This window comes from Rhodopirellula sp. MGV, assembly GCF_002251265.1.
GTDB lineage: Bacteria > Planctomycetota > Planctomycetia > Pirellulales > Pirellulaceae > Stieleria > Stieleria baltica_A.
Map to the genome: position 1 here is coordinate 13,093 of NZ_NPDI01000003.1, position 15,163 is coordinate 28,255.

Below are 15,163 nucleotides of genomic sequence, written 5' to 3' on the forward strand. Positions count from 1 at the left end.
CGGAACGTTTCCGCTGGAAATCAATGGGTGGGTTTTTAGTCGGTCACTGATAAGACAGCCTCGAAAGTCTGTCGTTATCGCACGATCAAATTGTCTTCAACCGGGATCAAACAGCTTTTGCGAACCATGCGAACGATCTTTGTCGCGTCGGATTCCGACGAGCATCGACCTTCGACATAAAGTTTGCCGTTGCGTTTTGAAACAAACACTTCTGCGGCCGGAAAGGCTTTGCAGATCGAATCGTTGAGTAGGCTGGTGTGCTCGGCAACTTTGTCGCCTTTCGCATCCACCGAGTCGATCACGTCGATTCGGAACGTCTGTTTCCGAGTGGGCTCACCCGCTGCGACGTCTGCCCAAACGGTCAGCGTTGTCGACCCGAGCCCGGTGCCGATCAATTTGAATTGGTTGGGCCCAGCGGCGAATGCTTGGCAGACATCTTTGTCGGCGATCGTGACACCTCGCAGTGTTCCGCCGATCGTCATCGCACGAACCTGTGCACGTTTTAGGTTTAGTACCACGTCGGAAGACTTCGCCACCGCAATGGCGGGTCCCGTAGACGTTGGTTGTTGTGCCTCAGATACCAAGTTGTCTTCAGATAGCGAGGCATTCGGTGCTGGTGCCAGTACGGGCCCTGCTTGCGCCATCGCGAAGCCACCGGCAAGGTCGTCGTTGCGACGTTTCACCGAAGCCAGCTTGGCGTTTGGTCGTGTGATGGATCGCATCGGGTCAACTTCGACCGGCGAACCGATCAGCGGAGACTTTCCGTTTTCAGCAACCGTATTGATCGAAGGAGGTCGAACGGCGAATACAGGCTTCGGAACACTGTGTTCGGTTTCAAGTGCCGGCGTACCACTGGCGATCGCGGACTTTGTGGGCGATGGAATCGAGACGGGCTCAGCCGGTTCGACTTCTGGGAGCGGCGGCAGGTCGGCCAACGCGTCCGCCGTTGCTTCGAACTGGGAATCTTGCAGTTCGGCGTGCTGTTGGGAAGCACTTTCGTGACGCTGCTGGCTCTCGAACGTTGGATCATCGGTCAGTGCAAACACCGCTGCACCCGCCGAATCGTCATCCGACAAGGATTGTTCAATAACGCTTGGTGGCATCGCCACGACGACAGGCGTTTGGCCAGAGTCTTCGACAACCAATGGCGTCGCATTCTGTGCGGTGTTGACCTGAATCGGGCTGGTTCCGTTTTCGTTCTTCGCAACTTCTGAAGCCGGAACGTTGGGGTTGACCTGGATGTTCTTGGGGCTGTTCTCCACCTGCAAAGGGGTGGGGACTTTCGCGGCCAGGCTAACCACTGGTGCCAGCGTGACCGGCGAGTCAACTTCGGAGAGGTCGGCCGAAAGGGCTTCCGCCAACTCGGTTTCCGTTGGCGGATTCGATTCTGCCGCCAGTTCAAGCTTGCTGAAGTCGATCATCGGAGCTTCTTCGATGACGAATTCGATGGGCAGTTCTTGGGCGCCAATGTCTAGCGACTCTTCCGGGGCAAGCGACTCTTCGTTCGGCGGAATGGCTTCTTCGACAACTTGAGTCGCTTCCGGCAAGTCTTCCTTGGCAACGCTGTCGTCGGACAAGGTAAAGAAGATCGGCTGCGTTTCTTCGACGACCGCTTGGTTTTCGCGGGTTTCGGTAACCGGGATGATTGGCCCGACGGTGCCCTTCGCCGCCTCGTTTTGCGGATAGTAGACGGGCGTTTGCACCTGCTGCAGTTGCGGTGCAGAAGTTGATTCCAAAGCAGCTTGCTTTTCGAAAGCGTTGGCGGTCGATGCCTTTTCGTCCCAGTCGCGATTGGGATTCTGGACCAACGGATTGATGCGTGGATTGCCTTTGCCCTGCTGACTGGCAGGTGCTTGGTCGATCGACTGGAATCCGATGGACGTCTCGGCCTGTTTCAAACGCACGTTGGGTTCATCGCCGCTGGCCAATTGAACATGTGCATTTGGATTCCGTCTCGCAACGGGTGCGAAGAACGGGTTCGAGCGGATTTGCCCGTCGGTTGCTTGGCCCTCTTGGCGTTGCGTCGAAACGACACGTGATCCCTGTGGCTGCACAAAAGTCGAGCGGTGTTGCAATCCGCCAATGCGTCCTTGCCCGGCGACCGAAGCGGTTCCGCGGGTGGGCTGCTGTGCGCTAGCCAACTGGGGTGTCACTGAGAAGCTAGACGAGGCCAAGACGAACGACATCAGTAACGCGCGTTTCGCGAACTTGTTCGAAATGAGTACTGGTTTCGTCGTGATTTGGGTGCTCGTTGCACGCATGCCGCATTCCTGGTCCGGTGATTAAGGTCAAATGACAAGCGTTTGTCATTCGGCCCGGATGTGCCCCCCTTGGCACACCGGTAGCCCTCAGTGATGGCGCACTGAAGTCCGTTGGTTTAGGTATCGGATTCGATCTGGCGCGACATTAACGATTCTCGGGCCCGCAAGGCCTGTAGCGACCAAATCGTTTGTACCGAAAAATCGTGACCGTATCGGACCACTCCCCTTGGGGTGTGCTTTCCGCGATAATCCAGCGACCGAATTCGAGAACGTGGCACAGGAATCAACATGGCAGCGGCTGGCGAGAAACAGAAAACCTATCCCAAGGCCGAATTTCACCTCAGCAGCCAATTCGAACCGGCCGGGGATCAGCCGGCAGCGATCGAAAAGCTGACTCGCGGATTCCAATCGGGAAAATCTGCCCAAGTGCTGCTTGGGGCAACCGGAACGGGAAAAACGTTCTCGATGGCCAATGTGATCGCCAACCTTGGACGACCCGCCCTGGTCCTCAGCCACAACAAGACGCTCGCAGCGCAGCTGTATAGCGAGTTCAAAGAGTTCTTTCCTGAAAACGCAGTCCACTACTTCGTCAGCTACTACGACTACTATCAGCCAGAAGCGTACATCCCCCAGCGCGACGTCTATATCGAGAAGGACGCATCGATCAACGAAGAAATCGACCGTCTGCGGCTGGCCACGACCAGTTCGCTTGTCAGTCGCCGCGATGTCGTGATCGTTGCTTCGGTCAGCAGCATCTACGGTTTGGGTTCACCGGACGACTACAAGCAATTGGTCGTTTCGTTGACCGTGGGTGAAACGATCCGACGCGACCACTTGCTGCTAAAGCTCGTCGATGTGCTTTACGAACGTAACGACATGGCTTTCGAGCGTGGCAAGTTCCGCGTCCGTGGCGACAGTGTTGAACTTTGGCCCAGCTACGAGGAATTCGCCTACCGAATCGAGATGTGGGGCGACCAGATCGAAAAGATCTCGCTTATCAAACCGGTCTCCGGCGAAACGATCAAAACGGTGTCGCAGGTGTTTGTCTATCCGGCAAAGCACTTCGTCATGCCAGAAGATCGTATCCAGCGGGCGCTCGCGGTCATCCGCGAAGAGCTAAAGATGCAACTCGAAAAATTCGAACAGCAAGGCAAGCTGCTCGAGGCCCAGCGGCTTTCGGCGCGAACTCGATTCGACTTGGAGATGCTAGCCGAAGTGGGGCACTGTCCAGGCGTGGAGAACTACTCGCGGCCGTTGTCCGGGAAACCGCCAGGGGCGACTCCAGACACGCTGTATAGTTTTTTCCCCGAAGACTTCGTCACCTTCGTCGACGAGTCTCACGTCACGGTACCGCAGGTTCGCGCGATGTACGCTGGCGACCGAAGTCGAAAAACGACCTTGGTGGACCACGGTTTTCGTTTACCCAGTGCGCTGGACAACCGCCCGTTGAAATTTGAAGAGTGGGAAGCGCGGACAGGCCAAATCTGTTTTGTCAGTGCAACGCCCAGCGATTACGAATTGCAGCGAACCGGAGGCGAGGTGGTTGAACAGATCATCCGCCCGACTGGGTTGCTGGATCCGGAAATCGAAGTCGTCTCCGCACGCGGGCAAGTGAACCATCTGGTCGGTCAAATTCGAATCCGCGCCGAACGAGACGAACGTGTCTTGGTCACGGCGCTGACGAAACGATTGGCTGAAGACTTGTCGACGTACCTGCAAGAACAGAACATTCGCTGTCGCTGGTTACACAGCGAGCTGAACGCGTTCGAACGAGTCGACTTGTTGCAAGAACTGCGTTCAGGACATTTCGACTGTTTGGTCGGGGTGAACTTGCTACGTGAAGGATTGGACCTTCCCGAAGTTTCTCTGGTCGCGATCCTTGACGCCGATAAGGAAGGGTTCCTGCGTAGCGAAACCAGTTTGATCCAGACGATCGGACGCGCCGCAAGGAACGCAAATAGCAAAGTGATCTTGTATGCCGATTCGGTGACCGAGTCGATGCGATTGGCCATGGACGAGACCGAACGTCGACGTGCATTGCAAATAGCGTACAACGAAGAACACGGGATCACCCCAGAAACGGTTCACAAGCGAATCAAGTCGGGGATTGAATCTGATGCCGCAAAACGCCGCAAGACAACCGCTGCGGCAAGAGAAGAGTCGGACGCGACGTACATCACGATCGAGTTTGTGGAAGCACTCGAACAAGAGATGTTGGCTGCGGCAGAGGATCTGGAATTTGAGCGTGCGGCACAGTTGCGTGACCGCGTCTTGCAATTGAAAGAGAATATCGGCAAGCCGCTTTCTGAAGTCGAATTCGATTCAAAGCCTTCTTCCGGCAGCGGCCGTAATCAACGTCGCAAAAGCCCCCGCGGTCAATCGAAGGGGCGAAGCAAAATCCCAAGACCGAAACGTGGATAGAAACACGCGGTTAAGTTGGCAATCGATGTGGATGATAGGCGTCTTGATCGAGTACGTCGTTTGCCAATTCCAGAACGTGCTCGTGGTGTGTGAACATCAACACCTGAGTCTTGGTCGACAGTTCGGAGAAAAGCTTCAGGCCGGCCGCGGCTCGGGCGTCATCGAGCTGAATCAAGCAGTCGTCCACGATCACAGGGAACGTTCGCCCCGACGACAACTGGTGCTCGATCGAAGCTAAACGCATCGCCAAAAACACGGAATCGCGAGTCCCGTCACTCATCAATTCCACCGGGACGGTTTGCTCGCTGCCATCGGATCCGGTCCGCACTCCGACGAGCGCCCAACGGTCTTTGTCGTCATACTCGGGGCGCAAACCGCTGTATCGTCCAAGTGTCAGTTTCGAAAATGCATCGCAGGCGATTTTCAATACAGGACTTTCGTTGGCGCGTCGGTAGTGGTCGATCGCTTGACGCATTACCATCGATGCGATCCGCAGTTTGGCCCAGCGTTCGGCATGGTGGCTGATTCGTCCCAAAATCATCTGGACGTCTTGGTTTAGCGACGCCGCACGGTCGCTGCCGTCGATTCGTCGCCGATCTTGCTTCAACCCGCCGATCTGCTGTTCGATTTCGGTACGCTGCGTGGAAAGACGCTTCAGTTCAGTCTGCAATGACTCGAGTTTTTCACTTAGTTCGCCTTGGTCAAGCGATTCGACGTGCGTCGCAAATGCCTCGGGATCCGTTTTGCCAGCCAACATGACCAACTGGCGTTTGGCGTTTTCAAACTCTTGTTGCACGCGACGTTTCTCAGCCGCCGATCTCTCGACCATCGGCAGCTCGTCGACAGTATCGACACCAGCTTCGCGGCGTAATTGATCGAGCACGCTTGACGCGGACTGTAGGTTTTCGTTGAGCTTCGTCAGTTTGTTTTGCAGCGAATGAACGCTTTCAGCGACACGTTTGTGCTCCTGCTGTGACGCTTGGGCTTGTTGCAAACGCTCGTAAAGCGAACGGGCCAACTCGGCTGCTTGGTCGCGGTCTTGACGGGGATGCTCCGTCAATTCCAACATCGAATTCACTTGTTGTTCATACGTCTGCTGGTCTCGATCGAGAGTGCGGATGCGCTGCAACGTGCTGTCACGATCGCGTTTGAGTTGCAACAGATCGTTGATCCGCTTGATTCTTGCGTTGATAACAGCTGGCGTCGCGTTTTCTTCGCGGATGATCTTCGACGTCGCTAATTTCCATGCTTCGTCCCATTCCTGACGTCGATTGCGACAGAACTCGTGTTTCGTTTGAGCCGCCGGAAGCGTCGAAGTCAGTTCGTTCTTTTTTTCGAGCAACTGATTATGGCGAAGTAGTGCCCGATTCAGCTCGCTGCGCAGCCCGGTTGCAAGGTCATGCAGTGATTCGAGCGGAAGGTCACCCAGATCGGGGCGACTCGCATCCTCTGATCCGCTTGAGACGTTACGTTGCGACCAAGCCAGCTTGACCGCATTTCCCAATCGTTCAGTCATTCGCGACTGCTTTTCATCGAATCGATCCAGCTGTGATTGCGATTGCGCGAGCGATCCGATCCGTTCGACCAAGCTTTGGTATCGTGCAATCCATTGACGCATTTCATTGGTCGTCCCTGGCGCGATCCCTTCGTCTTGCCAGAGTGACTCCCAGCCCTTCGTCGTCTCGGCATGCTCGGCCAGTGTTGATGTTAATTCGACATCCAATTGCTTCATCGAATCCTGAAGCTGCACGAGTTCACTGCGGATCGCATCCGCTTTGATGACTTTTTGTTGATGCAAACGAAGTGCATCAACGATTTGGTCTGACGCACGAATTCCTTTGCGGGTGTTCTGGGCAGCTTGCAAGCGTTGTTCGTCAGTGCTTGCGGCGATCCACTGATCGAGCATTTGATCGCGATGTTCGCGTGCATCCACAAGCGACTGTTCTGATGGCAAGTCATGCTCGGTTTGTAACGTTGCCAGATCGGATTCGAGTTTTTGTCGCCGCTTGGTTTGCTTCGATTGCTCGGTCTTGATCTGGTCAAGGGTACGATCAAGCGTTCCGAATGACTGTTCGAACTGCTCGATCTGATTCGTCGACGGGACGTTAAGACTCGCGACGCTTTCTAACGTTTTCTGAGCGATCCCCAATTGCTGCAGCAACTGCTCACAATCACGACGGAGGCTTTCGTGAGACTCTCTTGCCTGATCGCGGTTGCTTAAGAATTCACGCGGCGGCCCGATTTCGCCGAGCACTTGTTCCAACAACTGCGGATCGGCGGGCAACGTGAGTTGTTCAAGTTCTTCAGTGACGTCGTCCAATTCACGTTTAAGCGTTTGGACCTGTTCGCTGGCGACTTGCTCTTGTTGTCGAAGCACTTCGGACTCCGACGCCAATTCGGTGATGCGAGCATGCGCCGAATCGGAGAACTGTAGTCCCGCGATTGCTTCGTCGACCGCAGAATCGGAGGTGCTATCGAACAAATCAGCCTCTGCAACCACAACGTCCAGTTCCGCAAGGGTTTGCCGAAGCTGACGCTGTTGATCCTGAACCACACCGACCAGTCCGCTCCGTTCGACACTCGCTGATTGCCGGGAAGCGGCCGATTGAAACAGCGTGACGACTTGGTCCGCATGTTCCAAAATCGATTGGTCCAAGACCAGCGATTTTTGGCGTTCAATTGAGCCGGACAACTCCGATTGCAATTCATTTGCACTTTTCTGGAGCGCGTCGTGATTGGCACTCGCTTCGCGGCGTCGAGCGGTGAATTCATCGTCAAGCATTGGGGTCGCGGCAAGTTCGCCGAGTCTCTCAAGTGCATGACGCCACAGCGGCACAATCTTGCGAGCTTCTTCGTAAGCTTGATTGCACAATAATTCCTGTCGCGTTTCCGCGATTTGACTGCCAATCTGCGACGCCTGCTGTTCGGCCTGTTCGATTGATTCACAAAGCCCGTTGTAACTTGCCGGCAACGTTTGCAAACCTTTCATCTCGGTCCGTTTTTCGTCCAGTTCGGACAGGGCACCGTTGATGATCGTTCGCCGCGCACGCGCTGCGAATAGCTCGCGCTCGTCAGATTCAAGTTGCGCCAGGATGGCGCGTAATTTGCCAACGCCGGCCCCTGCGGCGAACAAGATTTCCCCGAGCTCGCCCTGCGATTCCAAGATCGCTTTGCCGCCTTCGATCAGTTGTTCGTGCGAAAGCGCAAACCGTTGATGAAACGCCGCTTGGTCGACGCCACCTAACACGCGCAATAGCACTTGGTCATCCAGAGCGGTTTTTCCATCTGGCTTCAGGACCGTGTTTTGGCGGCCTTTGCGACGGATGAATTCCAAATGCTGTTCGTCGCCAGTACGAAGTGTCCCGCCGATTCGCATTTTTGCGTTGGCGTGCAAGTAATTGTCGGTCGTTTGGTTCGGAACACCATACAGCAGCGCAGTGATCGCGCGCAGACACGTCGATTTGCCCGATTCATTTGGGCCATAAACGACATGGAATCGGCGTGGCCCGGCGGAGAGGTCCAGCGTGTGGTTTGTGAAACCGCCAAACGCCAACAGATCAAGTTGTTCTAAAATCATGGGTGAAGGTTGGCTGTGCTTACTGGTCACTTTGAATACGGGCGTGGACTTCGGCGGCGGCCGAATCGACAAGGTTGGCCAGCCATTCGGGGTCATTAACAGGCAGCGCCGAAAACATCGCGTCGTTTCGCAATTCGGTGGGCAGTTTCTTGATTAAGTCATCCAGTTCGTTGCCGATCGTTTTCTCGGCATCGGACGACTGCCGCAACTCTCCGAGCACTTCGGTCACACTTTGCAGCGGCCCGTCCAGATCTTGATTGGTGTTTGCCTTTGGTAATTGGACGCGAACCCGCAAGTCTTCCAGCCACAACTGTTCCCGTGCCACCATGACCGCGACGGCTTGCAAATCACTGCGCAGCTTTACTTCGTTTCGTAGCAATTCGGTTGCCAATGGCGTTTGGCCAACCAGCCGTACTCGCGTGACCAGCAATCGGTCTTCCGCCGACTCCAAGGTTTTCCGAATGCTCACATCGAACAGGTCCAGAACCTCTTCTTGATGTTTGATCTTGGACACATCGATCACGCATTCGTGCCATCGCAAAACGTCACACGCATGAAAACTGAATTCGCAGTTGTCGCGGTCGTCGACATTAAGAATCAAGCAACCTTTCTCGCCCGTTTCGTTGATATGCCGCCCTTGCAGGTTGCCTGAAAAAACAATTGGCGGACCGCCATCCAGACCGTGATTGGCACGCAGATGAATGTGCCCCAGTGCCCAATAGTGATAGCCTTTATCGGTCAATTCACGTGGGGTGCACGGTGCGTAGTTGGCGTGCATTGAGTTGCCTTCTAATCCGGTGTGCAACATGCCCAAATTGAACATGCCATTGATCGGATCCGGATAAGACGCAGCCATGTTGCCGCTTTCCGATCGACGTGCGAACGATTGGCCGTGCACCGCGATGCCGAGGTCCTCGAGGATCCGCGTTTCGGCCTTCTTTTCCGACAAAAACATCGGCCCAATTTCAGGCTGTGACGGCAGCGGCAGCGACGAGGTCATTAGGTTTGCCGCGTCGTGATTTCCACGAATGACTAGCAACGGGATGCCTGCGTCGGATAAACGCGCGGCTTGCGCGACGAAGGCCAGCCCGGTATTTTGGTCGGTCCAATCACCGTCGTACAAATCGCCAGCGATGACGACCAAGTCGACTTCTTGATCGATCGCGAGCGTCGTCATGTTGGCAAGCGCGCGACGACTGGCACCACGAATCTGTTCGACGGGCGCGTTTTCGTAGCGATCAAGTTTTTGCAGCGGACTGTCCAAATGGATGTCTGCCGCATGAAGGATCTTTCGAGTTTTCAATTCGTTGCCGTGGGACAGAAAAGCAATGCGAGATCAGTTGTATTGTGCGGGAAGATACCAATCCTCGGTACCGTCTTCGTAAAGCAGCGTTTCGCCATCCAGCAAGCTGGTGTCGGTATGAAGGCCGGCGTGAATCAGAGACGCCATCGTCTTGGTTTCCGGTTTAGCCGGATGAGTGACCATGTACAACGCCTGTCGTGCACGTGTCATCGCGACGTACATCAAGCACAGCGTTTCGGTCACTTTGGCTTCGGAGTGCTTGCCAAAAGCTTGACGCCAAGTCGGATCTAAGAAATGCCAGGAGTCCTTGCTCAAAAAACGCGACATCGCACGTGGCGGTTCACTGACCGTGGGCGCGTCGGCCAGGTACAGCGGTGGCTGACCGGATACGCTGCCTTCGAGCTCTGGCAAAAACACCGCGTCGAATTCCAAACCTTTGGATTGGTGCACCGTCATCACACGAACCGGCGCCGCTTGTGGTCGCTCGACGCGTTTTTCGCGAACCATGCGGACGTAGTCTCGGACACGAGGCGGCGCATTTTGTTCGTAGTTGATCGTCAGTTGCGTTAGCTGCTTTAAGCGTTGTTGGTCGCGTGCATCACAGTGCGGTGCGATCCAAGAAGCCAGACGCCGCACGGTCCGAGCCAAACCGAGTTCGGTCACTAACTCGCGAACACCTGCTGGCGTTAACGACTGCAGTTCAGCGACAGGGCAGCTTTGCAGGTGATATTGCCAGCGTCCGTCGCCAGGGTGCTCGCTCATCATCAGTGCCGACAACACCAATTCGACCGCCGCTGAATCGACCAGCGGGTTACCGCCTTCTTGGCTGACATCGACGCCTTTCGCTTGCAGCACAAAGATCAAGTTCGCGACTGCTCGGTTCGTTCGCGTCAACACACCGATACTGACGTCGGGAGCGGCCTGATTAAGCTTCTGAATTTGATCCGCAACGAGTTCGAAGCAGGCAGCCGTTTTGGGGGCGGACTTTGGGCCAGCGATTTTTTCGCAAGTTTCGAAACGGACGTAACCAGGCAGTGACTTTTTAAACGCGAGGTGCGTCGGAAACAGTTTGGCAAAACTTCTAACCGCGTCGGCTTCATACGTCGCCTTGTCCATTTCCAGTGGATCGTCATCGGGGTCTGCCATCGGGTGTCGATGCAGGTTTTGGAAAACCCGGTTGACAACATCCATGATCACTTGGCTGCTGCGATAGCTCGTGTTTTGCTCAATCGCTTTGACACCAGGGATCTCGTCATCGACGGCTTCAAAGATCTCGGCAACTCCGCCACGCCATCCATAGATCGCTTGCTTCGTATCACCAACACAGAAGAACGACCGCGAGACGGCAGATTCAGGTGACGCGTCACGATCGACGGATTGGTCGGCCGAACGGATCGCCAGTGGACGCAGCACTTGCCACTGCGACGGCGAGGTATCCTGGAACTCGTCAAGTAGCAGGTGATCGATCGCACCATCCATCCGCCGGCTGAGGGATTGATAGTCGACCGAGCTGAAAAAGTTGGCCAGACGGATCGCGATGTCGTCGAATCCAAGCGTCCGAGCGGACTGTTTCAGTTGGCCAATGTTGTGGTCGTACACTGTCAGGATTTCGCCCGTGGCTTGATTTTGTGCTTGCAGCAGTGCAAGGGTGCGACTGCGTGCGGCCGCATACATCGCACCGAGAGCATTGTCCAAACCGTCTGGCAGTGTTGATCGGCCGAACTTGACCGGTTCGCCACAAGCCTTTGCTTTGGCATAGTTGAGCACCAAGCGATCGGAACCGATGACGTCGAAGTCACGCTGTTCCATCAGGTCAGCGATGTCTTCGAGTTTCTTGCGAATCGATTTTTGTGGCGCGTCGGCGAACCGCAATGTCGCGACTGACTGCTTGAGAATCTCGTCGTCTGGCCCGGTAGGCACGTCAAGTTGATCCCACGCGTCGCCGCGACTACGCCGCGATAACTGATAAGCACCTGTAACAACCGAATCTAATTCACGGACGATCGAACGTTTCGTTTCGCCTTTGCTGAGCATCGACAACAGGGTCGCCAATTCGTTGGGATTCAGCGACGCGATGACCAAGTCGATCGCGCGTTCTCGAAGCCAAACTTCCTCGATTTCATCGGTCAATCGCCAAGCGGGCGGCAAATTCAATTCGAACGGGAACGACTTGGCGAGCTGTGTGAACAGGCTATCGAGCGTACAGATTCGCAAGCGGTGGACGTTCGCAACAAGTTTCTTCAGCAGTTGCAAACACGCACTTCGCTGCAACGTTGGCAGACCAACCTGTTGGCGGAGGTTGTTTAGCGCATCGGGTTGGCCTTCGTCGGCCGCGTCAGCAAGCGTTAGCAAAATCCGATCCAGGATTTCGCCTGCTGCCTTGCGCGTGAACGTTGTCGCCAAAACGGTCTGTGGTGCAGCACCTTGAAAAAAGATCTGCAGCATACGCGCGGTCAGACGGTAAGTTTTGCCGGTACCGGCCGAGGCACGAACCAGCATTGGCGGCAAGTGCCCGTCGTGAAATGGATCGTGACTCATTCGCCTACCTCCTCGTCACCGCTTCCAATGCTGGACAACATCCGCGTTGGGACGCCGGTTTGCATGATCGTTTCGTAATCGTCGTACATCACCATTTCCTCGCTCGGTTCGAAACGGCAAGCGAAGATATTGCGGATGCAGTCGCGAATCAGCTCCGTTGCCGAATCCAGTTGTGCGGGAGAGAAGTTGGCAAGGTTGATCTTGGTTTCTTCTTCCTTGTCGCTGACATTGAAATATCCAAGCTGGACTTCATCCCTGGGGACTTCGATTCCAAGGTAGGGAATCATCTCGCGATAAAGAGGTAACTGCAAATCGATCCAATTGTCTTTGCCTTCGTCTTTACTTCGACGCAGGTGTTTTTTCTCGGGCGGGCTGCCGTGTGTTTTGTAATCCAGAATCGCCCAGCGGTTGTCTTCGGGGTGATAATCGATCCGGTCAAAGCGACCTTTGAGCCCCATCTTTTTTCCGTCGACTTCGATCGCCGCTCCCATTTTGGGACTTACCGAAGCTTCCGTCGCGTGGATTTGCCAGCCTTGATCGATACGTTCTGCTTGTTGATCGGCGACAAACTTTAGTCGACGCTGGGCTTGGCGAATTTGCATTTGAACGGAACTTCGCACCTTTTGGCCATAGCGTTGATTTGCGTAGGCATTTAGGTGATGAGTGAATGCGTCATAGATTCGCTTCGACGATGTTTCGTTCCGATCCTCGGACAACCCGAAGTTCTCGAGTGCACCGTGGACGAGGTCACCGAATTGGTTGGCGGCCAATTCGCCGGCCGCGTCATCAACTGGCTTTAGTCCCAACACGTGTCGCAGGTAAAACCGAAATGGGCATTCCAGGTACGACTTAAACGCCGTCACACTCATCGAATCGATGGGGCATTCGGTATCCTCAATCACTGGGATTGGCAATCGCGTTGCTTCCAGCGGCGCGGACTTTCCAATCACGATCGATGATGCCGGCGCTTTGTGATGCAATAGGTTGCGGACGCGTCTTGCGATCGCTTCTTGAGGTGCGGCAGAGAGCAAACGACTGGGCGGGGTCGGGGAACCGTCGGCCGCATTCGATCCGACGATAAAGTAGATCTCTTTACGTGTTCGCAGCATCAACTGCATCGCATAAACATCACGTGCATAGCGGCGATCGTTGTCCGCCATACGTAGTTCACTACGCAACGCGCCCGGAAGAAACGGGTCACTGGTAACCGCCCCTGGGACGAACGGGTGATTGAATCCGACGACGACCATCGCGGGGCTATCATCGAGCGCTAGGTCCAACCAGCCGTGAAGGTGACTTGATTCGACGTCGCTGTCGGATTGCATTTCGGTACCGACACGCAATTCGCTCAAGCGAGAGTTGATGGTTTCTAACGCCATCGCCGCACTCACTTTGACGTCCAATCGGCCGTTCAGTTCAGAGAAGCGTTCGAGCAACTCGTTGATTTTGTCGATCGCTTGAATCGTCAAGTCGCGATTGCCCGATAACGATGTTGATGGGCCTTCGTCGTAGACCGTTGCCAACCAATCCCGCAGCACCAAACTCCATTCCGAGATTGGACGTTGGTCGGTCGTGGTGGCTCGTTTCTTTGAAGCCTGTTTTGACGAGCTTTCCTTGCGGTGATCGGGCAGGTAGTCGCTGGGCAAAAATGGGGCTAACCAGTCGCAAACATGACGCCGAATCCCAACAGCAACGGGCTGGTTCTTGAGTGCCGCGATTGGCAAGGTGTCGGACAGTTCGAGCGGGAAGTGCTCGGCGAGCAATTTGTCGAGGTCGCAAAGGATATCTTTGTCCTGCGAAGGGTCGCCGGAGCTTTCAAGCTGACTTGTTAGCCAAGCGTGTGAATCAGTGTGCCGTGCGAACGAGGCAAGAGACTCCCACGTGGGACGTGAAATCAAACGCGTCAGTCGCTGAATCAATCGGCCAGGGGCCGTTTGGCTGATGGTCCATCCGGCATGTCGATAGGCAGGACGATCGCAGTCTTCGAGTTCGGCTTCGACCGGGGCGATTTGCGATGGATCGGTCAGCCCGATCGTGATCTGCGATGGTGAATACGTTTCCCCCAGACGACAAACCCACTGGCCAACAGCGATTGCTTGGTCCGAGATATCGCCGCTAGAAATCAGCTGTTCATCACGAAGCGGCAATTCGTCTTTGAGAAACGCTTCGGTCTTCAGGCGACCGAGATGGTCGAAGCTGTTTTGCCGTTCCTTTGGTGCGGCGATCAAGGCGGTGACTTCGCCGTCGACCTCTTTGACCATCGCGGCAATGGACTCGTTCAAGTCGCTGGTGCCGATCAGATAAATCGGTTGGCGAAAACCTACACGCTGATTCTTTACCGCAAGACGCCGCTGTTCGTATGGATCGACCAAACCGGCTCGCGAGAGCTCTGAAATGTATTCGTTGTAGAGTCGCTTGAGCAATTCCCAGCGCTGCCGATCGTCGGCTGTTTGCACGATGTCGAGGACGTTTTCAAAGCTGACGTTGTGCGATGCCAAATCGGTCGACAGTCGACGCAGAGTGCCAGCGACTTCCAACCAAGGTGCCAACGAGTCGCTTTCGGGCATGGTCGGCATCAGTGGACGAAGTTGTTCATCCGATTGCTTTTGAAGGACACGTGCCCAAGCGAGGGTTTGTTCGAATTCGATCGCCAGTGGTTTGTCGATCGAATACAAACGCTCGGGCAACTCGCCCGCGGTGATGATCGACGGCTTGCGATATTCGAGTGAAAGCTCGTCCGAACGCCGGGCCAACAACTCGCCCAATCGAACGGCGGTTTGCGATGTTGGCAGGACACACAAGCGATCGCTGAGGTCAAGTGTTTGACCATTTCGATTGCGTTCGACCAGCCACTCCGTCGCGGTGATCGGCAAGGGGCGATCCCAGCCCAAAAAGTGTTGATGAAAAATAAGGTCCCGGAACAGTTCCATTGTCACCGACCTTCTCCCTCGTGCTAATAAACGTGCGTCTAGAGTTCGCGTCCGCTGCGCGTCTCGCATCACCCTTCCGTTTTCGAGGGGCCGCGTGACACATTGGGTCAAATCCTAGCCGGTTTTGCTATCG

The 15,163-nt window shown here is 55.2% G+C and carries 6 protein-coding genes; 1 reads left to right on the forward strand and 5 read right to left on the reverse strand.

Annotated features, from left to right (window positions below; translation table 11 throughout):
• Nucleotides 1-74: 74 nt before the first annotated feature.
• Nucleotides 75-2,261, reverse strand: a complete 2,187-nt coding sequence (locus CGZ80_RS01715; protein ID WP_094411052.1) for a pilus assembly protein N-terminal domain-containing protein — start codon at nt 2,259-2,261, stop codon at nt 75-77.
• 288 nt (nt 2,262-2,549) lie between these two features.
• Between CGZ80_RS01715 and uvrB the strand changes: the two genes are divergently transcribed.
• A complete protein-coding gene (gene uvrB / locus CGZ80_RS01720) occupies nt 2,550-4,682 on the forward strand; it encodes an excinuclease ABC subunit UvrB (protein ID WP_094411053.1) in 2,133 nt (710 codons plus the stop codon).
• A gap of 10 nt (nt 4,683-4,692) precedes the next feature.
• Here the strand turns inward: uvrB and CGZ80_RS01725 are convergent, their stop codons facing one another.
• From CGZ80_RS01725 to CGZ80_RS01740, 4 genes are read right to left on the reverse strand one after another with little or no spacing between them, the layout of a single operon-like run.
• On the reverse strand, nt 4,693-8,259 hold the full coding sequence (locus CGZ80_RS01725; RefSeq protein ID WP_158222505.1) for a YhaN family protein: 3,567 nt from the start codon (nt 8,257-8,259) through the stop codon (nt 4,693-4,695).
• Between the two features lie 19 nt (nt 8,260-8,278).
• Entirely contained in the window at nt 8,279-9,562 is a 1,284-nt protein-coding gene (locus CGZ80_RS01730) for an exonuclease SbcCD subunit D (protein WP_094411055.1), read from the reverse strand.
• Nucleotides 9,563-9,595: 33 nt separating this feature from the next.
• Nucleotides 9,596-12,100, reverse strand: a complete 2,505-nt coding sequence (locus CGZ80_RS01735; RefSeq protein ID WP_094411056.1) for a UvrD-helicase domain-containing protein — start codon at nt 12,098-12,100, stop codon at nt 9,596-9,598.
• Entirely contained in the window at nt 12,097-15,030 is a 2,934-nt protein-coding gene (locus CGZ80_RS01740; RefSeq protein ID WP_158249848.1) for a PD-(D/E)XK nuclease family protein, read from the reverse strand. The genes CGZ80_RS01735 and CGZ80_RS01740 overlap by 4 nt, the downstream gene beginning before the upstream one ends.
• Between the last annotated feature and the right edge of the window lie 133 nt (nt 15,031-15,163).

What these genes read in the sequence shown, in the direction of transcription:
- CGZ80_RS01715 (WP_094411052.1), bottom strand. Translation starts at nt 2,261, where the DNA reads ATGCGTGCAACGAGCACCCAAATCACGACGAAACCAGTACTCATTTCG.
- uvrB (WP_094411053.1), top strand. Translation starts at nt 2,550, where the DNA reads ATGGCAGCGGCTGGCGAGAAACAGAAAACCTATCCCAAGGCCGAATTT.
- CGZ80_RS01725 (WP_158222505.1), bottom strand. Translation starts at nt 8,259, where the DNA reads ATGATTTTAGAACAACTTGATCTGTTGGCGTTTGGCGGTTTCACAAAC.
- CGZ80_RS01735 (WP_094411056.1), bottom strand. Translation starts at nt 12,100, where the DNA reads ATGAGTCACGATCCATTTCACGACGGGCACTTGCCGCCAATGCTGGTT.
- CGZ80_RS01740 (WP_158249848.1), bottom strand. Translation starts at nt 15,030, where the DNA reads ATGGAACTGTTCCGGGACCTTATTTTTCATCAACACTTTTTGGGCTGG.